19 protein-coding genes are annotated in these 22,109 nt (G+C 46.0%); 11 read left to right on the plus strand and 8 right to left on the minus strand.

Annotated features, from left to right (window positions below):
* Positions 1–4 precede the first annotated feature (4 nt).
* Positions 5–685, plus strand: a complete 681-nt coding sequence (locus BUB86_RS12245; protein WP_073209923.1) for a hypothetical protein — start codon at positions 5–7, stop codon at positions 683–685.
* 108 nt (positions 686–793) lie between these two features.
* On the plus strand, positions 794–3,406 hold the full coding sequence (locus BUB86_RS12250; RefSeq protein ID WP_073209925.1) for a glycoside hydrolase family 3 C-terminal domain-containing protein: 2,613 nt from the start codon (positions 794–796) through the stop codon (positions 3,404–3,406).
* Positions 3,407–3,408: 2 nt separating this feature from the next.
* On the opposite strand, the gene BUB86_RS12255 is transcribed toward BUB86_RS12250, so the two are convergent.
* Entirely contained in the window at positions 3,409–4,293 is an 885-nt protein-coding gene (locus BUB86_RS12255) for an NAD kinase (RefSeq protein ID WP_073209927.1), read from the minus strand.
* Positions 4,294–4,400: 107 nt separating this feature from the next.
* On the opposite strand from BUB86_RS12255, the gene BUB86_RS12260 reads away from it, so the two are divergent.
* From BUB86_RS12260 to BUB86_RS12290, 7 genes are all read left to right on the plus strand, one after another.
* Entirely contained in the window at positions 4,401–4,970 is a 570-nt protein-coding gene (locus BUB86_RS12260) for a DJ-1 family glyoxalase III (RefSeq protein ID WP_073209929.1), read from the plus strand.
* A gap of 4 nt (positions 4,971–4,974) precedes the next feature.
* Complete coding sequence (locus BUB86_RS12265) at positions 4,975–5,637, plus strand: 2-C-methyl-D-erythritol 4-phosphate cytidylyltransferase (protein ID WP_073209931.1); 663 nt, start codon at positions 4,975–4,977, stop codon at positions 5,635–5,637.
* Between the two features lie 4 nt (positions 5,638–5,641).
* Positions 5,642–7,735 carry an ATP-dependent DNA helicase RecG gene (gene recG, locus BUB86_RS12270; protein WP_073209933.1) on the plus strand — a complete coding sequence of 698 codons (2,094 nt, stop codon included), beginning with the start codon at positions 5,642–5,644 and terminating at the stop codon, positions 7,733–7,735.
* A 128-nt stretch (positions 7,736–7,863) separates the two neighbouring features.
* Positions 7,864–8,418, plus strand: a complete 555-nt coding sequence (locus tag BUB86_RS12275) for a C40 family peptidase (protein ID WP_073209935.1) — start codon at positions 7,864–7,866, stop codon at positions 8,416–8,418.
* 5 nt (positions 8,419–8,423) lie between these two features.
* Positions 8,424–9,449, plus strand: a complete 1,026-nt coding sequence (locus BUB86_RS12280; protein ID WP_073209938.1) for a CapA family protein — start codon at positions 8,424–8,426, stop codon at positions 9,447–9,449.
* 113 nt (positions 9,450–9,562) lie between these two features.
* The gene (locus BUB86_RS12285; RefSeq protein ID WP_073209940.1) at positions 9,563–10,498 is read left to right on the plus strand and encodes a M23 family metallopeptidase; all 936 of its coding nucleotides are present in this window, start codon (positions 9,563–9,565) and stop codon (positions 10,496–10,498) included.
* Positions 10,499–10,648: 150 nt separating this feature from the next.
* Entirely contained in the window at positions 10,649–12,229 is a 1,581-nt protein-coding gene (locus BUB86_RS12290; RefSeq protein ID WP_073209942.1) for a helicase HerA-like domain-containing protein, read from the plus strand.
* On the opposite strand, the gene BUB86_RS12295 is transcribed toward BUB86_RS12290, so the two are convergent.
* The 3 genes from BUB86_RS12295 to BUB86_RS12305 form a co-directional block, all read right to left on the minus strand.
* A complete protein-coding gene (locus BUB86_RS12295; protein ID WP_081373232.1) occupies positions 12,230–12,787 on the minus strand; it encodes a 4'-phosphopantetheinyl transferase family protein in 558 nt (185 codons plus the stop codon).
* A 63-nt stretch (positions 12,788–12,850) separates the two neighbouring features.
* A complete protein-coding gene (gene rmuC / locus BUB86_RS12300; protein ID WP_254795161.1) occupies positions 12,851–14,155 on the minus strand; it encodes a DNA recombination protein RmuC in 1,305 nt (434 codons plus the stop codon).
* Positions 14,156–14,198: 43 nt separating this feature from the next.
* A complete protein-coding gene (locus tag BUB86_RS12305; protein ID WP_073209947.1) occupies positions 14,199–15,650 on the minus strand; it encodes an ATP-dependent RecD-like DNA helicase in 1,452 nt (483 codons plus the stop codon).
* 171 nt (positions 15,651–15,821) lie between these two features.
* Between BUB86_RS12305 and BUB86_RS12310 the strand changes: the two genes are divergently transcribed.
* Together BUB86_RS12310 and BUB86_RS12315 are read left to right on the plus strand one after the other, a co-directional pair.
* Positions 15,822–16,622: a DUF3822 family protein gene (locus BUB86_RS12310; protein ID WP_073209949.1), complete on the plus strand. Its 801-nt coding sequence runs from the start codon at positions 15,822–15,824 to the stop codon at positions 16,620–16,622.
* Entirely contained in the window at positions 16,619–17,152 is a 534-nt protein-coding gene (locus BUB86_RS12315) for an RsmD family RNA methyltransferase (RefSeq protein WP_073209951.1), read from the plus strand. The genes BUB86_RS12310 and BUB86_RS12315 overlap by 4 nt, the downstream gene beginning before the upstream one ends.
* On the opposite strand, the gene cls is transcribed toward BUB86_RS12315, so the two are convergent.
* The 4 genes from cls to BUB86_RS12335 form a co-directional block, all read right to left on the minus strand.
* A complete protein-coding gene (gene cls / locus BUB86_RS12320) occupies positions 17,149–18,567 on the minus strand; it encodes a cardiolipin synthase (protein WP_073209953.1) in 1,419 nt (472 codons plus the stop codon). The two genes, BUB86_RS12315 and cls, sit on opposite strands and share 4 nt — an antisense overlap.
* On the minus strand, positions 18,564–20,489 hold the full coding sequence (gene dnaG, locus BUB86_RS12325; protein WP_073209955.1) for a DNA primase: 1,926 nt from the start codon (positions 20,487–20,489) through the stop codon (positions 18,564–18,566). Before dnaG ends, cls begins: the two co-directional genes overlap by 4 nt.
* Before the next feature lie 3 nt (positions 20,490–20,492).
* The gene (locus BUB86_RS12330; RefSeq protein WP_073209957.1) at positions 20,493–20,867 is read right to left on the minus strand and encodes a DMT family protein; all 375 of its coding nucleotides are present in this window, start codon (positions 20,865–20,867) and stop codon (positions 20,493–20,495) included.
* A gap of 732 nt (positions 20,868–21,599) precedes the next feature.
* Positions 21,600–22,064, minus strand: coding sequence for an Lrp/AsnC family transcriptional regulator (locus tag BUB86_RS12335; protein ID WP_073209960.1), 465 nt, complete (start codon positions 22,062–22,064; stop codon positions 21,600–21,602).
* Positions 22,065–22,109 lie beyond the last annotated feature (45 nt).

The raw sequence follows: 22,109 nt of genomic DNA on the forward strand, positions 1-22,109 counted from the left end.
AAGGATGAACAATGACAATTCTCAACGACTATCACCTCAGAGTGAATCAGGAGAAAATGAAATCGGTAGCTTATTGGAAGAAGCATCCGCTTTCGCACGAGGAGTGCTTGAATCAATTCAGGCGCTTGCGGGAACAGAGGCTTGCAAGGGAGTCCAAATTGCAAGATTAAAGGATTGGGCCATTAGCCATAATTGCTGGATTTCCAATAATGCCGTATTAGGTTCGTTTTCTGATCGTGGTTCAGAAAATGAGGTTTATGCATCAAATGACAGCACACAAGTATACAAGCTAAATGACTTTCGTTATTCAGATGATAATCTGGAACCATTTTTCCAACGCATAGCAATCCACAATCATTTATTTCCAGATTGTGCTTACGAGTTGGTTGGATTTGCAGAGAATCGAGATGGTAATACATGTGCAGTTCTAAGACAATCATTTATTGTTTCAGAGCGTGAGGCCACTCAACAGGAAATTAACGAGGAATTAGAACGTTTGGGCTTTCGCAAAGAAGATGACGGATTTTTCACTAATGGCGATTACGATATCTTTGACGCTGTTCCGAATAACGTTCTAAAAGGTCAAGACGGGCATCTATACTTCATAGACACCATCATCTTTAATTCAGGCACAGGAGGAATTAACACTTACAGAAGTCTCTCGCCAAGATGCTCAAGCGAATAAGATGGCAGGAAGAAACAAATTCCTGCCATTTCTTTTTGGTTTTCAAAATAATTATTATCTTTGCAACCAGTTTTTCTAAACTTATTATCAAACTATGTATTAAAGGCAATGAAGAGACTTTTAACTTTAACCATCTCAGCAATGTTAGGTACTGCTGTGTGGGCTCAAGCTAAGTATCCTTTCTTGGATACCAAGCTATCGAACAAAGAACGTGTAGAGAATCTGCTATCTCTGCTTACTCCTGAAGAGAAGGTGGGACTGATGATGAACAAGTCGATATCAGTCGACCGTTTGGGCATCCCAAGCTACAACTGGTGGAGTGAGGCTTGTCATGGTGTGCGTCAGGGTGGATACACTGTTTATCCACAACCTATCGGAATGGCTGCTGCATTCAATGCCCAGTTGTTCTACGATGTATTCTCACAGGTATCGGATGAGGCGCGTGCCAACTGGAATCGCACGGACCACAACGATCCGAAGCTATTCAATGTACCCATGGGTGTGATTTACTATCCTGGTAATCCAGAGTTGACTTTCTGGTGTCCTAATGTCAACATCTTCCGTGATCCACGATGGGGTCGTGGTCAGGAGACCTGTGGTGAGGATCCCTATCTGAATGCTGTTCTTGGCGTTCAGACCGTTCTTGGCATGCAGGGCAACGACGACAAGTACTTCAAGACCCACGCTTGTGCCAAGCACTATGCTGTACATAGCGGACCAGAACCACTGCGCCACTCTATGAACGTGGAGCCCACAAACCGCGACCTCTGGGAAACCTATCTGCCAGCATTCAAGGCGCTGGTAAAGAAAGGTAATGTGCGCGAGGTGATGTGTGCCTATCAGCGTTTTGAGGGTAAACCTTGTTGTACAAGCGACCGTCTGCTGATTGACATTCTGCGCAATAAGTGGGGCTACGATGCCATCGTGCTTACTGACTGCGATGCCATCAACAACTTCTATAACAAGGGTCAGCACGAAACTCACAAAGGCCCCCTTTCTGCATCAGTTGATGCCGTGCTGAATGGTACCGACCTTGAGTGTGGTAAGGTGTTTATAAGTCTGGTTGATGCGCTGAAGAAGGGCATTATCCAGGAGGATGTTCTCGACCAGCATCTGCGTAAGACTCTAATGGGACGTTTTGAACTTGGCATGTTCGACCCTGCTGAGATGTTGCCTTGGGCAAACCTTGGTCCTGAAGTTATCAGCAGCGAAAAGAATGACGAGACAGCTACGCAAGCCGCTCGCGAGAGTATGGTACTACTTGAGAACAAGGGCAATGTGTTGCCTCTGTCAAAGGGAATCAAGACGCTGGCTGTGCTTGGTCCAAATGCTGACGATGTGAATATGCTGAATGGTAACTATGGTGGAACCCCAACTGAGGCCCATCAGCATTCACTGCTGTCTGGAATCAAGGCTGCAGTTCCTGATGCCAAGATAATCTACAACAAGGCTTGCGAACTGAACGACGAATACACAACCATCCACCACCTGCAGGACTTTAACGATGGCAAGGGTGTAAAGGTTGAGTTCTATAATAACAAGGAATTAGCAGGCGAACCAGCCAAGACAGAATACTTCAACGAACTGAACTTCTCGACCTTTGGCGCTTGGGGATTTGCTCAGGGCGTTAGTCGCGATTCTCTGTCAGTTCGCGTTAGCGGAAAGTACACCTCTACCTTTACTGGCGAGATGAAGTACACCTTGACCACTGATAATGGCTACGTGCTGAAGGTGAATGGCGAGATAGTAGAAGAGGCTGAAGCAGGTATGCATCGTGGTTTTGGCTTTGGATTTGGTCGCAAGCCTGAATATAAGTCATTTCCAGTTGAGTTAGGTAAGACCTACGATGTAGTGATTGAGTACAAGCACGGAAATGGTCAGTTTGCTATGCTGCGTGGCGACATCTGCGAGCGTAATCTGGTAGATTTTACCAATCTGGCCAACGAGGTGAAAGATGCTGATGCTATCGTGATTATTGGTGGTATCTCAGCCCAGATGGAAGGCGAAGGTGGTGATAAGCAGGATATCGAACTGCCAAAGGTTCAGCAGATGCTGGTAAAGGCTATGCACAAGACTGGTAAGCCGGTTATCTTCGTTAACTGTTCTGGATCTGCCATCGCATTTGGTAGTGTCGAGGGTGAGTACGATGCATTGCTTCAGGCTTGGTATGCTGGTCAGGGTGGCGCCAAGGCTCTGGCTGAGGTACTGTTTGGCGATTACAATCCAAATGGAAAACTGCCTGTAACCTTCTATCGTTCAAACAGCGACCTACCCGACTTCCTCGACTACTCGATGAAGAATCGCACTTATCGTTACTTTACAGGTGTGCCTCAGTATGCATTTGGCTACGGATTGAGCTATACCACCTTCAATGTTGGCGATGCTAAGATCTCTGCCAAGCAGATGAAGAAGAAGGGCAAGGTGAAGTTAACCATTCCTGTAACAAACATTGGTGATCGCGAAGGTGCTGAAACCGTTCAGGTTTACGTTAAGGCACTGGATGATGCTGGTGCACCTATCAAGGCACTGAAGGGATTCCAGAAGCTGAAACTAAAGGCTGGCGAGACTCAGAAGGCCACCATCACACTCGATGGTGAGGCATTTGAGTACTACGACGAGAATATCGACGAACTGTCGACTAAGGCAGGTCGTTATCAGATACTCTATGGAACCTCATCGCTGGATAAGGATCTGAAAGCAATTGATTTTGTAGTGAAATAGAATTATCTTACATCTATCCCCCACATCATTTTCTCGCGGAGGGTATTGAAGTAGCGATGATCTGATCGCTTAACAACCTTGATATCATAGGGGGCACGACGGAGCGTAATCCGAGTGCCCTCTTTGCATTTCTCAGAGCGACCATCGATAGCCACCAGGAAGTTATGCGAGCGACTCTCTACATCGAGTTCGATAACTGACGAATCGGCCAGCACTATGGGGCGCATATTTAGTGAATGAGGCGCAACAGCCGTCATTGAGAACACCTTGGTTCCAGGCACAATGATTGGTCCGCCATTAGAAAGACTATAAGCAGTAGAACCAGTAGGTGTCGACACTACAAGTCCATCAGCCTGATAGGTATTCAGATACTGCCCATTAACATTGGCACGTATTGAAATCATCGAAGCAGTGTCGCGCTTTAGAATAGCTACATCGTTCAGGGCAAAACTGAAATCGCCAAGTGGTTTGCCATCAGCTTCAATCTGAATCAGCGCACGCGATTCTACAGCAAAATCGTCGTTATGCAGCGCCTTTAGGCAATGTTCAATGTCGTCAGGACTGATATCTGCAAGGAAACCCAGTCGGCCCATGTTTACACCAAGAATGGGGATATTCTTCTTACCCACACGACTGGCTGCCTTCAAGAATGTACCATCGCCACCCATCGAGATTACAAAATCAGCATCGAAATCATCATCCGAGAACACCTTGGTAGCCTTTACATCCAGGCGTTGGTTATCCTTCAGGAAGTAATAATACTCCATGTCGACATAAAGCTCAGCGCCGAAGTTGGCCAGACACGAAAGTACCTTCTGAATGCTAGCCGATTTTCGTGCCTGATAAATATTGCCCAACAAGGCAAATCTTAGTTTACGATGTTCCATTCTAAATACCTTTTGGGTGCAAAGATACAAAAAAGCCTACGGATTATACGCCTTTTGCAGATTTTTTATTAATTTTGCAGCACAAATACCAATTAAATAAGAAGATTATGGCAAAAGTTTATGTTTTTCTGGCAGATGGCTTCGAGGATGTTGAGGCTCTGATTCCCATCGACGTATTGCGTCGTGGAGGTGTTGATGTGGTAACAGTTAGCATTATGGATTTCCCATTGGTAGCCTCTGCTCACGGAGTAAACATTGAGGCTGACATCATGTTCGAGCAGGGCGACTATGACGATGCTGACCTGCTGATGCTTCCTGGAGGTATGCCAGGAGCCAGCAATTTGTTCAAGCACACAGGTGTTTGTAAGGCTGTGATGAACCAGTTTGCTGCTGGCAAGAAGGTAGCTGCCATCTGTGCAGCACCAGCAGTAGTACTTGCAGCTATTGGTGTGCTTAACGGAAAGAAGGCTACATGCTATCCTGGATTCGAGAAAGCCTTGGCTGAGGCTGGCGCAACATATACAGGCGACTTGGTAACTGTTGATGGCAACGTGACCACAGCCGAGGGTCCTGCTGCAGCATTCCCATACGCCTACGAACTGCTGACACAGCTTGTAGACAAGCAGACCTCAGACCAGATTGCTGAGGGTATGCGATTCAAACACTTGATGGCCTAAGCGGATGGATTATATCATCATAGTTGCAGGTGGTAAGGGCTTGCGCATGGGTACGGATATCCCCAAGCAGTTTCTGCCCATTGGCGGAAAGCCAGTGCTGATGCGAACACTCGAGAGATTTCGCGAATACTCTGCTGATCTTCAGATAATCCTTGTATTACCTGAGGCTCAGCAAGCCTATTGGCATCAACTCTGCGAAGAGTACCACTTCGATGTGGAATACACCCTTGCCAATGGCGGACAGACACGATTCCACTCTGTGCAGAACGGACTGGCTAAGGTTCCTGACGATGCCATAGGCGTGGTAGGTGTGCACGATGGTGTGCGCCCATTCCCCAGCATCGAGGTTATCAGGAATTGCTACGAGACAGCTCGAGAGAAGAAGGCTGTGATACCAGTGATTCCTGTAGTGGAGACGGTACGCCATCTGGAAGGCGAGAAATCGAAGACGGTTCCTCGTAACGACTATCGCTTGGTACAGACGCCACAGACCTTCGACATCCAACTGCTGAAGGCAGCCAATCGCCAACCCTACAACGATGGATTTACTGACGATGCCTCAGTAGTAGAATCGTTTGGCTATGAGATAACCCTAGTAGAAGGCAATCGCGAGAACATCAAGATAACCACGCCTTACGATATGATAATAGCGGAGGTGCTGATATAAAAGAATGGATATACTAGACCAGGACATTAAATACCTACCTGGGGTAGGCCCCAATCGCAAAAAGATGCTGAGCAATGAGCTTGGCATCGAAAGCTATGGCGACCTACTGGAGTACTATCCATACAAATATGTAGACCGTTCGAAAGTCTACACCATCCATGAACTTACTGGCGACATGCCTTTTGTGCAGGTGGTGGGACACATATTGAGTTTCGAGACCTTCGCCATGGGGCCTCGAAAAGAACGCGTAGTTGCCCACTTTACTGATGGCACAGGTATCTGCGACCTGACCTGGTTTAATGGTGGCAAGTACGCTAAGCAGAATTATAAGATAGGAGCAAAATACCTGGTATTTGGAAAGCCTACGGTATTCAACAATCGCATCAACTTTACCCATCCCGACCTTGATGACGCCTCGAAGGTAGACCTGTCTACGATGGGACTACAGCCCTACTACAACACCACAGAAAAGATGAAGAAGAGTGGGTTGAACTCAAGAGCTATCGAGCGACTCACCAAAACGCTCATCGAAAAACTTCCACCCCAACCAGAAACCATCCCAGACTTCATCTACCAACCTTTGCATCTTGTAGGAAGAGATGAGGCACTTCGAACTGTTCACTATCCACAGAACGCCAAAGACCTGGAAAGAGCCAGACTCAGACTCAAGTTTGAAGAGCTGTTCTTTATCCAACTTAATATATTAAGGTATGCGAGCGACCAAAGACGCAAGTTCAGAGGTTATGTATTCTCGCAAGTGGGCGAGGTTTTTAATACGTTCTATAGCAAATATCTCCCATTCCCACTTACAGGAGCTCAGAAACGCGTCATAAAGGAGATTCGCAAGGATATGGGATCTGGGCGACAAATGAACCGTTTGCTGCAAGGCGATGTAGGTAGCGGAAAAACTCTCGTAGCCCTCATGTCGATGCTCATCGCCATCGATAATGGCTATCAGGCCTGCATCATGGCGCCTACAGAAATACTTGCAGAACAACACCTGCAGACCATCATGGGATTTCTGAAGGATATGAACCTGAGGGTTGCCTTATTAACAGGTATGGTAAAAGGCAAACGTCGCGAAGAGGTGCTGGAGGGACTGATGGATGGCACCATCAACATTCTGGTGGGCACCCATGCTGTGATTGAGGATACCGTTCAGTTTGCACGTCTGGGCTTTGTAGTTGTAGATGAGCAGCATCGATTTGGTGTAGCCCAACGCGCCAAGCTATGGAGCAAGAGTGCTAACCCACCCCACGTTCTGGTGATGACAGCCACCCCCATTCCACGCACACTAGCCATGACACTTTATGGCGATCTGGACGTGAGTGTGATTGATGAATTGCCCCCAGGGCGCAAACCCGTGAGAACCACTCACGTGTTCGATTCGCGCATGACATCGCTCTACGACGGCATACGCAATCAGATACGCGAAGGACGACAAGTATACATCGTTTTCCCACTTATCGAAGAGAGTGCCAAGAGCGACCTTAAGAACCTGGAGGATGGTTTCGAAGTACTGAAAGAGGCCTTCCCAGAATTCAGGCTCAGCAAGGTTCATGGACGCATGAAACCTAAGGACAAAGAAGAGGAGATGCAGCGCTTTGTAAGTGGTGATACTCAGATACTTGTAGCAACTACGGTGATAGAAGTAGGTGTAAATGTACCTAACGCATCGGTCATGGTAATTCTTGAGGCACAACGCTTTGGACTAGCCCAGTTGCATCAGCTTCGCGGACGTGTGGGCCGTGGTGCCGATCAGTCATTCTGCGTCCTGGTAACCCCATTTAAATTAAGCGAAGATACACGCAAGCGAATCGACATCATGTGCGATACCAACGATGGTTTCCGTATAGCCGAGGCCGACCTGAAACTTCGTGGTCCTGGCGACCTGGAAGGCACCCAACAGAGTGGCATGGCATTCGACTTGAAAATAGCAGATATTGCTCGCGACGGACAGATAGTTCAGATGGCCAGAGATGAGGCTCAGAAGATTATCGACGAAGATCCGGAATGCAAGTCGGAGAAGTTTGCCATGCTATGGAATCGCCTTCGCCAACTGCGAAAAACCAACATCAATTGGGCCGCCATTTCTTGATGTTAACGCAAACATCTGTTATTCAAAAGAACTCTAAACTATGTTAACATGCTCTGTTATCGTGCACGTTTTTTAAATAAATATACTATCTTTGCAATCGAAATCTTTTTTCTAACGTAACAATCGAAATGAAGAAGTTGTTTATTTTTGCCCTGATGATGATGCTTTCTGTGAGCGATATAGCTCTTGGAAAGATAAATCCTGACCAGGATCCTGATGAGGAAGAGGCAGAAATTGGCAACTTCGATTTCATTTATGGTCCACAAGACAATCTGAACGAGGAGTTTGAAAGAACTGAGATGCTGATGAGTGAGGCTTTCTCACATCTTGGCACACGCTATCGTTCAGGAGCCAAAGGTCCTAGCGCTTTCGATTGTTCAGGTTTCACAAGCTACGTATACAAACAGATGACAGATGTATTCATCGGAGCCTCATCAAAAGACCAGTATGCACGCAATATCCCCATTACTCGCGACGAGTTAAAGTGTGGTGACCTTGTATTCTTTACAAGTCCACGCTCAGGTCGCAATGTTGGTCATGTAGGCATCGTGGTCGATGTAGACCCCGTAACGCAGAACTTCACATTTATCCACGCTAGTACTAATAGTGGTGTAAAGATCAGCAACTCTACAGACTCAGGCTATGCAAAGCGTTATGTAGGTGCTAGAAGAATACAACTGTAAACCATATGATAAAGAAACTTATTTTGCTTACATTCATGGCATGCTCTATGGCAGGTCATGCTCAGCAACTTACCATCGCGATGACTGGCGATGTGATGATGGGTACTACCTTCCCCAGCATCATGCTTCCACCCAACGATGGTCGCTATCTGTTTAAGGACACAAAGAAAATTCTCTCTGGAGCCGACTTGGCAGTAGGCAACCTTGAAGGTACTATCTGCGATGGTGGCGAAAGCACCAAGGGTGACGGCCCTAACTCCTACGCCTTCCGCACACCAACCAGCTATGGTCATCTGCTAAAGGAAGCAGGATATGACTTTATGAGCATGGCCAACAATCATGCACACGATTTTGGTACAGAGGGAATAGAGTCGACTGAAAGCGTTCTGAATGCCCTAGGTATTCGCTATGCTGGACTGGAAGGGCGCACAGAGAGTACCATCATAGAACGTAAAGGATTGAAGATCGGCTTATGCGCCTTTGGACACAATAGCTATACCCTCAAGCATACAGACTTGAATACCGTGGAACGTATTGTGGATGATTTAGTCAATAAGTGCGACATTGTGATTGTATCATTCCATGGAGGTGCTGAGGGCCGCACCAAATGTCATCTGCCTTACGGGCAAGAGACATTCCTAGAAGAGAATCGTGGTTCACTCCGTCAGTTAGCCCATTTCTGTGTTGATCATGGAGCAGACGTGGTTTATGGACATGGGCCACATGTGGTTCGAGGTATCGAGGTGTATAAAGGGCGTTTCATAGCTTACAGTTTAGGAAATTTCTGTACGCCATATAATGTCAGTCTTACTGGCATATCTGGCCATGCTCCCATCGTGGAGATAAACATTGACAAAGATGGTTCTTTTATTAAAGGGCGAATTCATTCATTCTCTCAAACCAAGGGCATCGGACCCCGTACAGACAAGTATAAGAAAGCAGCAAGACAGATAAGACGCCTCAGCAAAGCGGATCTTCCTCATAGTCAGGCAAAAATAGATTATAATGGCAATATAGAACTCAAAAAATAAAAAATATGGGGCAAAAGTGTTAAAAGTGAACAAAAAACACCAATATTTTTCGGATTTTAATTCATAATTCGTAACTTTGCACCGATTTTTTGATATTAACTCAACTAAGGAATATGATTATTACCAATATAAAGAAATTAGCCGTCATGGCATTTGCAGCTTTTGTAGCGGTTCCTGCATCCGCTCAAGATCTGTTGGCCAAACAGGCACCAGTAGATCGCAAAATGAAGGCGGTCGACTCTATGGTTCTGAAGAGAATCATCGAGCAGGAAGAGAAATACAATCCATCAGCCGACCTTTACGAAGATTGGAACAACGTATATGCACATCGTGAAACCGCACTCCCCGATTCATTCCGCATCGACCTGAGAGGTTTCCACATGCCAACAGATAGTCGTGTTATCACATCTAACTTCGGATCTCGTTGGGGACGCCAGCATAAAGGTCTTGACATCAAAGTATACATTGGTGATACCATCCGTGCTGCATTCAGCGGTAAGATCCGTATCGTGAAATATGAGCCAAAGGGTTATGGTAAGTATGTAGTTATCCGCCACCACAATGGTTTGGAGACTATCTATGGTCACATGTCAAAGCACCTGGTTGTTGAGAATCAGGAGGTTAAGGCAGGTGAGCCTATCGGACTTGGTGGTAACACAGGTCGTAGCACAGGTTCTCACCTCCACTTCGAGACGCGTCTCTGTGGTGTAGCCCTGAACCCAGCATTGATGTTCGACTTCCGCAATCAGGATGTTGTAGGTGATTTCTACACCTTCAGACGTAGCAAGTACGCTGCAGAGTCAGCTCAGGCTACTCGTCTGCGTGGTGTAGGTGGTGTAACTGTTGGTGATAGCGACCAAGATGATGAGTTGGCAATTGCTCAACCTGCGCGTGTAACATCTAATGTACACTTCCACAAGGTTAAGAAGGGTGACACCCTGCAGGCCATCGCTCGTAAGCATCACACCACAGTCGATAAGCTTTGCAAACTGAATCACATTGGTAAGAGCATACGCTTGAAACCTGGACAAATTTTGAAATACAACTAAAAAAAATACAGAATCCCGTCACACTTGACGGGATTTTTTGTATCTTTGGCTCCGCCGAAGATACTCACGCTCGAAAAATTCCAAATTAATTTGGATTTTTGCTCGCTTATTCGTATCTTTGCAACTGATAACCTAAAAACATTAAGAAGTATGTACGACAAGGAAAGAGGGCTGTATATTGCCCACAGCTCCAACGGAGCACTGAGTATCACAGGAAAGATGGCCAACCGTCATGGTTTGATAGCAGGTGCTACAGGTACAGGTAAAACCGTAACCCTACAAGTAATGGCCGAAACATTCTGCCAAGCTGGCGTACCATGTTTTATGGCAGACATGAAAGGAGACCTGAGTGGTATTTCGCAAATAGGAAAGATGAGTGGATTTATCGAGAAGCGTCTGCCTGAGTTTGAGATAGAGAATCCAGAGTTCCAGAGTTGTCCAGTACGCCTTTTCGATGTTTTTGGCGAGCAAGGCCACCCCATGCGTGCTACTATCTCGCAGATGGGACCACAGTTGCTTTCACGTCTGCTCGAACTCAACGAGACTCAGGATGGTGTACTCAATATCGTGTTCCGTATTGCTGACGAACGCGGATTGCTGATTCTTGACTTGAAGGATCTGCGCGCCATGCTCGACTATGTATCAAAAAATGCCAAGGAATATACCACAAAGTACGGCAATATCTCATCAGCATCAGTAGGTGCCATTCAGCGTGCATTACTCCAATTGGAGAACCAAGGAGCCGACAAGTTCTTTGGCGAACCGTCATTCGACATCTACGATCTGATGCAGACAGAAGGCGGCAAGGGTATCATGAACGTTCTGGCTGCTGACAAACTGATGATGCAACCCAAGCTATATTCAACCTTCCTGTTATGGTTGCTTTCAGAACTCTACTCTACCCTTCCTGAGGTGGGCGACCTGCCTTTGCCAAAACTGGTATTCTTCTTCGACGAAGCCCACATGCTTTTCGATGGTACTTCAAAAGCCCTCCTCGACAAGATTGAGCAAGTTATCAGATTGATACGCTCAAAGGGCGTTGGCATCTATTTCATCACCCAAAGTCCAACAGATATCCCAGAGAATATACTTGGTCAGTTAGGCAATCGTGTTCAGCATGCCTTAAGAGCCTACACGCCAAAAGACCAGAAGGCAGTTAAGACTGCTGCAGATACCTTCAGAGCTAACCCTGACTTCAAGACAGACGAGGCTATCATGAACCTTGAAACAGGTGAGGCGCTGGTTAGCTTCCTCGATGAGAAGGGAGCACCCAACATGGTGGAGCGTGCCAAGATTCTCTTCCCGCTATCACAGATTGGAGCTATAACTGAGGGGCAGCGATTGGATATCATTAAGCAGAGTCGCATCTATGGCAAGTATGATACTCCAATTGATCGTGAGAGTGCTTTCGAGGTATTGATGGCTGAAGCAGAGAAGCAACTTGCAGAACAAAGACAGCAACAAGCCGAGATAGACATTCCAAAGCCTGAAGCCAAGACTGAGAAAAAGAAGTCGGGTATGATGAGTAAGGTATTGAAAGCCGTACTTACAGCCATCACTTCTACATTCGCCACTATTCTTGGCACCTATGTCAGCGATAAGGTAACTGGTAAGAAGACAAAATCAAGGACCTCAACTACTGGTCGCGTAGCCAAGAATGCCACAAGTGCTGCCACACGCACCATCACGAAGGAATTGACACGCGACATCCTTGGAAACCTTATCAAATAATCAGATATTTTCACATATAGTATAAATATACCGCTGTCTATCGACGGTGGTATATTTATATTTGGTGGTATCGATAACTGACTTCATATCATTACTGATACCTGTACCTATCAGTTTCATGGTAGCCTCTTTCATAGTCCAAAGTCGGATAAAAGCAGAGGCAGGATTCTCAGACGCTTCTATCTCTCGCACCTCATCATCGTTCATGGTGTAGTTAACCAGGCTATCCTTAAACTCGCGAATAGACTCTACGTCAATGCCAATAGGGTGATTACTGATGGCGCAAGCCACAGCCTCTTTGCAATGACTCAGGTTAAAGAATATCTCAGGATGACCAACGATAGAGGGTTTACCATGCTCATTGTACTCCAAAATGGGGTTATCCGTGAGGCCATATTCCTCACGTAGGCCTTGTTTCAGTAATTGATAAGCCAGTACACAAAGTCTCTGGCCCTGTTCGAACTTAAACTTCAAGGCTTGCTCCCTACGCTGGGCGGAGATTTCCATCAAGGCTTCAGAGAGATTGAAATTCCAAATATCTTCAGATAGGTATATCATTGTTTATTTCACCCCACCTGTATTCCCCTCCCCTATATAGGGACGGGGAATACAGGTGGAAAACTATTCTATTGCAATTTCAGGTTTGGGAATGCGACGATTGGGGTTCTCCTTGGCACCAAGGTCTACCAGTTCGCGTGCTTTTTGAGCTACACTTTGGCGACCAGTAATCAGCTTATTATTGGTGCTATCGTATACCTCCTGCACCTTGTGAAGTTTTTCCCCCAAGTCATTATATCGCTGTACGAAATCTCCAAGACGGTCGAGCAACTGTTCTGCCAATCCGAACACCTTCTCCTGGTTCTCAGCCTGCTGATTCTGTACCCATGCGATGTGAATCATGTGGAGGATTCCAAGCAGATTCTGCTCACCAGTTACAAACACCTTCTTCTCGAAAGCCTCACGCCAAAGTGTTGGATCGTTTGCCAATGCCAACTGCAACGACGACTCAAAAGGCACAAACATAATCACAAAGTCAACAGCATCACGACCATTCTTGATATACTTAGAATAATCCTTGCGTGCCAACTCATTTACATGACTGCGAACACTCTTGATATGATCCTGCAGATAGCGCTCCTTATCCTCAGGCGATTCTGCATTCACGTATTTCTCGTATGCCACCAGCGAAACCTTCGAGTCGATAATGGCATCCTGACCTTGAGGATAGTGCAATATCACATCAGGCTGCATCTCGCGACCTGTCTCGTCATGCTTCATGGGCTTACCCAGTTCGTCGCGAAGTCGAGCCTGAACCTCATAGTGGATACCCTCAGTCAATCCCTGACTCGTCAACAAGTCGCCAAGTATAATCTCGCCCATGTTTCCACTCACCTTATTATCTCTACGCAGCACATTCGTCAGACTTTCAGCCTTCTCACCCAACTGCTGTGTTTGTTGCATCATCATCAACATCTGTTCGCGGAATGAGGCAGAATGTGCAGCTGATTCCTTCTGATTATCGTTGATGGCTTTCTGCATATTAGCTATGGCATCCTTCAGAGGTTGGGTAATACCTGTCATGGTCTCTGTGTTCGAATCTTTCAGTTTTGAGGCACTCTGTTCCAACAACTGCTGAGCCATATTCTTGAAACGTTCTTCATGACGTTGCAGCTCCTCTTTCATCTGCTGACGAACCAACTCCAACTCACGTCCCTGCGATTCCGACTTGGCATGCAGATCTTTATTCTCAGCCTCCAAATGCCTAACTCTACTTGTAGCCTCAGCCAGCTGTTCGCCCTTCATCGAGAGTTCCATTTCTTTCTTTCCACCCTCAATACGTAGCGCATCCATTTTCTTGTCCATCAGCAGGTAGAGCACCACTGCCCCCACCGCTATACCTATTATAATATACAGTACTATCATCATTTAACTTTTTATTTCTGCTGCAAAATTAAGAAAAATCCATATATTACGCATCATCCGTGCCTAAAAAATTGCATATTTGAGTCTTAGGCCAGTTTACAAGAAACAGCTTTTCGGTGGCACGCGTAAAGGCGGTATATAGCCAGTGGATATAGTCAGGCGTTAGCATATCGTCAGTCATATAGCCTTGGTCAATATACACATGAGCCCACTGACCACCCTGAGCTTTATGACAGGTAACGGCATAAGCATATTTTATCTGAAGAGCGTTATAATACTTATCGCTCTTCAATTTTTTAATGCGATCAGCTTTCAAGGGCACATCAGCATAATCCTCCATCACAGCATTATATAGCTGTTCCTGCTGATCGTGAGATAAAGCAGGCGACTCTGTGGTTAGCGAATCGAGAATAACAGTTGCAGTCAGCTCGTAGTCATCATAATCTGGCAGTTGCATCGTTACCTCAGCAAAACGGAATCCATAGAGTTCATGGATATTACGTACACGCTGAACCACAGCGATATCACCATTGGCTATGAATGGAATCTCTTTTGATTGTTCCGTCCAATAATAGTTATTCTTCACTATCATCAGCTGGTCGCCACGACAAAGTTCTTCTTCGCGATCAAGCACCGTATTACGAATGCCTTGGTTGTAAATATTTGCACGCTTGTTGCTACGGGTGATAACCATCGTCTCGTCCATACCCACCCTACTGTAGCTGGTTGCCAACGATTCTATCAACTCATCGCCAGGCATCAGTTGTATATCAGCAAAGCCTTGAAATCTGATTTTTGGGAGTATGGCATTCTCGTACCCTCGCACCTCCGCACCTCCGTACCCACGTATCCTAGTAGCATTCCACAGAATACCAGAATCCTCGCTCTGGCGAAGCACCTGATTCAGATCGCACTCGTAAACCTTCATGCCATAAGCACGAATCACGTCTGTCATCAGCGCAGGGCTCTCATCCTCACCTACTGGTGGCAACTGGGCTTTATCACCCACCAACACCATACGGCAGTTGGCGCCGTTATACACAAACTGCATCAAATCATCGAGCAAACAACCACTGCCAAAAGCAGAATCACCATAGCCTTGGTTGGCTATCATCGACGACTCGTCTATTATAAATAATGTGTCGTGATTCAGATTTGCATTCAGATTGAACGAAGATAAATCGCCAGCAGACTTCTGGCGATAGATACGACGATGAATCGTGTAAGCCGGATGACCAGCATTCAGCGAAAACACCTTAGCTGCGCGACCAGTTGGCGCCAGCAGAATCATCTTCTGCTTCAAGGTGCTCATCGCCCTTACTATGGCTCCAGCCAGAGTAGTTTTACCTGTACCAGCAGAGCCACGAAGAATCATCACCACCTGATCATTTCGATCGCTCATAAAGAGCGAAAACACATCGATAGCATGCTCCTGCTCCTCTGTTGGCACCACCCCCAGAGCCTCTCTGATCCTATATTTAAGTTCGTCGCTAATCATTTCGGCCACAAAGTTACAATTTTTTCTTAATTCTTAATTCTTAATTCTTAATTTTTTGTACCTTTGCACCCAGTTATGCATATCAACAACAAATTAGTGAATATCCTTCTGGCCTTGATAGCCGCATGTCTGTTTGCGCTGTGTGTGGCCAGTGTGATGAATGTTAAGTAGATGGACGCGAAGAAGACTATTATACGCATAGGGCGAAACACGCTCTCATTCACCACACTCGATGCCACCAGCACCGAGCACCCCATTCTGTACCGTCCTTACGTAGTAAAGGGTGGCATCTCGATGTCGGCCAATCTGCGCGAAGCCTTTAAATCTGGCAATTGCATAGATGCAGAAACAACTAAGGTTCAGGTGATGGTCGAGACGCCATCGTTGTTGGTACCCATCGAGCAGTTCGACGAGGCTGATATGGAGGAGCTCTTCTCTTATTCTTATCCAGCTGGTCAGGAAAAGCGCGTCATCTACTACGATGTATTGCCCGACCTGAAGGCTGTATGCCTCTATGCTATCAATAAGAACCTTGATACTGTTATTCGCGACCGTTTTGATAATGGCGTAACTTTTGTCCACTCGATGACTCCCGTTTGGCGCCAACTGCACCAGCGCAGCTTTACTGGTCATCGCAACAAGCTATATGGATATTATCACGGCAAGCAGCTCGAAGTATTCAGTTTCCAGCAGAACCGCTTTAAGTTCTGCAACAGCTTTGATGCAGCCCATGCCCACGATGCATTATACTATCTGCTATACGTTTGGAAACAACTAAGACTGCAGAGCGAACACGACGAACTGCACATACTTGGCAACATACCTGAACAGGAGTGGTTGCTACAGGAGTTGAAGCGATTCCTGCAGAATGCCTACCTGATTAATGCTCAGGCCGAATTCCAGGATGCTCCTGCAACCAAGATTAAAGGTATGCCATACGATTTGATAACCCTAATAACCCGCGGACGATGAGAATTATTACAGGTATCTATAAAGGTCGTCATTTCGACATTCCTCGCTCGTTCAAGGCGCGACCCACTACCGACTTTGCCAAGGAGAACATTTTTAATGTGCTGGCTGGCTACATCGATTTCGAAGGCATCAATGCCCTCGACCTCTTTTCTGGCACTGGTAGCATCTCGCTCGAACTGGTTTCGCGTGGATGCAGTCATGTGGTAAGTGTAGAGATGGATCGCGACCATCATCGTTTCATCACAGATTGCCTGAAGAAGCTGGATACTGATGTGTGTCTGCCTCTTCGTGGCGATGTGTTCCGCTATATCAAATCGTGCAAACAGCAGTTTGATTTCATTTTTGCCGATCCTCCTTATGCGCTGAAAGAGTTGCCCACAATCCCTGGACTTATTTTCGAGCGTGGTTTGCTGAAGGAAGGTGGAATACTGGTGTTTGAACATGGCAAAGACAACGACTTCTCAAGCGGCCCTCATTTCGTTGAGCATCGCACATACGGTAGTGTAAACTTCTCGATTTTCAAGAATTAGAAAAGTGGCGACAGCATTCTTGTAACGCTCTCCCAAAGCCTTACAAAGAATCCGTTGTCCATCCGTTCTTTCGCATCCTCAAGCGCTACGGTATGCTCAAGGTCGCGAAGGAACACATTTTTTATGCGCAGAGCCAGGCCTTCGTCGAAGAAGAAGATGTTGGCCTCGAAGTTATTCTCGAAGCTGCGGAAATCCAGATTCGTCGATCCACAGGTGGTGATGGAGTCATCGCACACCAACAGCTTTGAGTGCAAGAATCCAGCCTCATACAGATAAACCTTCACACCAGCCTCTTTTATCTCGCGCAGATAGCTACGGCTGGCCCACTCCACAAATCTGGCATCGCTACGTCGCGGACAAATCACTCTTACATCCACACCAGCCAAAGCAGCCGTCTTCAAGGCAAACAGCACCGACTCGTTTGGCAGGAAATAAGGTGTTTCAAGATACAGGTATCGCTTGGCGCCAAGAATAATGCGCACATAGCCCTGCTGTATTTCAGGATAAGGCGTGGTGGGACCGCTGGTAACCACCTGAGCCAGACAGTTATTCGATATATCCTCGCATCGCGGATAGTACTTGCGGTCAGAAAGCAACGTGCGATCCACAAAATACCAATCAACCAGAAAAGCTCTCTGCAAGGCATGAACGCCTCCACCAGTAACCCTCAGCATCGTGTCGCGCCACGACTGATTGTCGCTACCCTGCACGTAGCGCTGGGCTATGTTCATACCGCCAATATAGCCCACCTTACCATCTATCACAATAATCTTGCGGTGGTTGCGATAGTTAACCTTGCTGGTAAACGAGGGGAACCTAACGGGCATAAACGACCTGACCTCGATACCTGCCTCGCGCATCCGCTCAAAGAAGCGGTGATGCACATTCCAACAGCCCACATCATCGTACACCAGCCTTACCTCTACCCCCTGGCCACGCTTATCTATCAGTGCATCAGCCACAAGCGTGCCTAGTGGGTCTTCAGCAAATATGTACATATCAATATGTATGTGGTCCTTGGCGCGCCCTATGTCCTCCATCAGCTCTGCAATAAACTGATAGCCATCAGTACAGATATCCACCAGATTATCCTTGAACGGCAGGGCCAGGTTCTGATTCACAAACAGGTCAATCAGCGGTTTATGCTTATCAGGCAGACGCAGATTCTGCTGCTCAGCAAACTCCAGCATCGAACGCTTGGTGAGCTGATTCATAGAGCGTTCACTTACATAGCGCTCCTTGCGATGGTTGATGCCAAAGAATAGATAGAACACTATACCCACCACAGGCACAAAGTAAATCACCAGCGCCCAGGCCATCGTCTTTGCGGGTTGGCGATTGTCCATCACCACATGAACGATGGCGACAACTACCAACACGTAGTAGACTATGAGTATAATGTTCAACCAGTTCATCGTCCCAGTTTCTTAGCTACTTCTCTGAACAATCCATTTACATCTTCAAGTTCTTCCATAATAGCTCTAAAATTCTCCTTATTATCTTTTAAAGCTTTATTCAGCTCCTCTACTTTTTCTTTCAGACAATAATAACGGAAATCGAGCACCAGATGTTCCACATGTTGACGCAATCCACCTTCACGCTCCTGAGGTTGGAAGCCCTTACTTAGCTGATATCGGTCTACTGCCATCTCTGCAGCTACTGAACTAATCTCATAATCGGTATGACGAGTCAGATATTCCTCTGCCTTGAATCCATCTTCGCCGCTATGAGCCAGGACCTCTTGCAAAATTCTGTTGTATACGGGATTGATGAAACTAAGACGATCTGCGCTGAGATCGAAGTCCACGAACTGTGCTACACTAAAGTTTATTGTTTCTCCATCTTCAGTTGGTACGTTTTCGTAGATAATCTTCTCACCATCCCTTACAATCGACTTTATCAGCATCTCTTCAATCTGCTTAATTTGGTCAGTAACGGTGGTAAGCCTAATAGCCATCGGCTTTCCTTCTTTCTCACGTTGCAGAGCTTCTTGGGCTTGTTCGCGATTATACTCTTTTTCTTTCTCCTCGCGGTCATGACTTATCATGCCGTTCATAGAGTTTATAAGAGTGCTCTCCTGTAGTCCAAGTCGTTGAGATAATTTTGTGATATACTCATCGCGCAATATTTTTTCATCAACTACAGATATACTCTTGACAATGCCTCCAATAGCCTCTGAACGTTTTACTGGATCGCTTACATTATCAACCGTTAGTCTGATCTTGAACGAAATAAAGTCCTCAGCATGCTCTTCGATATATGCCTTGAATTCTGTGGCAGAATGCTTGCGAGAGAAAGAATCTGGGTCGTCGCCATCAGGCAGCAACAGCACCTTTACCTTCATGCCCTCAGCCAGCAACATATCAGTTCCTCGCATCGCTGCATGTATACCAGCCTCATCGCCATCATACAGCAGAATGATGTTAGGGGTAAAGCGTCGCAGCAGTTTTATCTGATGCTTCGAGAGTGCCGTACCCGAGTTGGCTACCACATTCTCCAGCCCGCATTGGTGCATGGCTATCACATCGGTATAACCCTCCACCATATACACGCAGTCTTCCTTGGCTATGGCTTTTTTGCCTTGATACAGTCCGTAAAGCTCACGCTCCTTGTGGTAGATTTCAGAGTCGGGCGAGTTCACATATTTCTGCTGCACGCCTTTGGTTCTGGCATCCAGCAGTCGTCCGCCAAAAGCCACCACCTTTCCGCTCACGTTGAACCAAGGAAATATCACACGTCCTGCATATCTGTCGTAAACACCCTTTTCGCCCTTGATACAGAGTCCCGTCTTTATCAGAAACTCCTCCTTATATCCAGCCTTCTTCGCAGCCAAATCAAGTGCATCGCGCTTATTCAGCGAGAAACCAAGATTAAACTTCTCGACAATATCGTCGCGGATGCCTCGACTGCGGAAATATTGTCGACCAATGGCCACACCATCAGGGTCGTTATTCAGCACATCCTTAAAGTAGTTCATCGCCCACTCGTTGACGATAAACATCGACTCGCGATCGCTCTGCTCCTGCTTTTCCTCGTCAGTCAGCTCCTTCTCCTGTATCTCGATGTTGTATTTCTTGGCCAACCATCGCAGCGCCTCAGGATAGGTTATCTGCTCGTGCTTCATCAGGAAGTTGATGGCTGTTCCGCCCTCGCCACACGAGAAACACTTACATATCTGCTTGGTGGGCGACACCATGAACGATGGCGTCTTATCGTCGTGGAACGGGCACAAACCCTTATAGTTTACGCCCGACTTTCTAAGCGTAACAAACTCGCTCACCACATCTACGATGTTCGTGGCATCGAGTATCTTGTCAATCGTTTCTCTATCAATCATACTTTATGGTTTCATAAAGACGAAGTAAACTGCTGCTACCAGACAGAGTGCCGCTGCTGCGTGATTCCAATGCAACTCCTCGTGCTGGAAAATGAAGTTGGCGATGATGGCAAACACCACCAGCGATATGCACTCCTGAATCACCTTAAGCTGCACCAGGTTGAACGGACCACCATTATCCACGAATCCGATGCGGTTGGCTGGAACCTGACAGCAATACTCGAAGAAGGCAATCACCCAAGAGAATGCAATCACCAGATACAACGGCCAATTAGTCGATACGCCAGTTTGTTGCAGACGCAGATGACCATACCAGGCGAATGTCATAAACACATTGCTCATAATGAGCAGCAGGATAGTATAAATTCCGTTTGTCATTTCTTCAATACATCACTAACAATTACGGCTGCGAAATTACAAAAAAAAATCCAATCTACACAAAATAGACTGGAATTTTTCTATATTCACCCAAAGGCGTTCTGTCGAATGCGCCACACCGTTCTGTCGAATTTGCCGCTCGGCTATGCCGCTTGGCTTATCCAAGAATGCACACAGCACAGAAAATTTACAGAAAAAAAGCAATTTCCTATTTAAACACTACAAAATATAACACAAAATCCTGATTACAAGCGATTTATCAACTTCATAAACACTACTAAATACACTACTAAAACACTACAAAAACACTACCAAAACACTACAAATTAATCAAAAACGATGCATTCATAGGCACACTAACAACATTTATATAGCGAATATGAATCTTTACCATTAATACTAATAGCAAAATTCTCTAGAGAATTTTGTCACAACTAGGTGTATCAGTCAAGTCTACTACGTGTCTCACAAGAAAATTCTCTAGAGAATTTCACTACTACCACGTATCATAAATATTGCTACTATGCATAAATATGTTTGCAAGATAGCGTATCAGCACAAATTTAGTAGGGTTTAGGTAGTGTTTTTGTAGTGTTTTTGTAGTGTTTTTGTAGCGTTTACGGTAGTGTTTGCAAACTACATAACAGCCTAATACACAAGCAATTAAGCACACTATAGTAGTGTTTGTACACACTTTTACAATTTACACCACAAAATTCTAATACGTTCGCGTTACACGTTGATGCCGTAGTTTTGTTTGACTTCGGCCATGACGAAGGTACTTTCGATGGCGCTGATGTTATCGATGTCGCCAAGTTTGTTGAGGACGAACTCCTGGTATTGTTTCATGTCGCGCGCGCGTACTTTTAATAAGTAATCGTAGGCTCCTGAGGTGTTGTAGCACTCAGTTACCTCTGGGATACGCATGATACGGCGAGTGAAGGAGTCGGCCATCTCATGGTTAATCTGCTGGAGCTTTACCTTGCAGAAAACCAACAAGCCTTGATTTAATTTCTCTGGATCGAGAATGGCAACATACTTCTTGATATACCCTTGACGTTCGAGGCGCTTTTGACGCTCAAAAACGGGTGTTGGGGTCAAATGTACCGCATCGGCCAGCTCTTTTGTGGTCAATTTGGCGTTTTTTTGCAGCGTTTTTAGTATCTGCAGGTCGGTTTCGTCTAAGATTTCAGCCATAATTTACTTATATTGAACATTGAAAATTGAACATTGAAGATTATT

It is taken from the genome of Xylanibacter ruminicola (assembly GCF_900142525.1).
Classification (GTDB): domain Bacteria; phylum Bacteroidota; class Bacteroidia; order Bacteroidales; family Bacteroidaceae; genus Prevotella; species Prevotella ruminicola_A.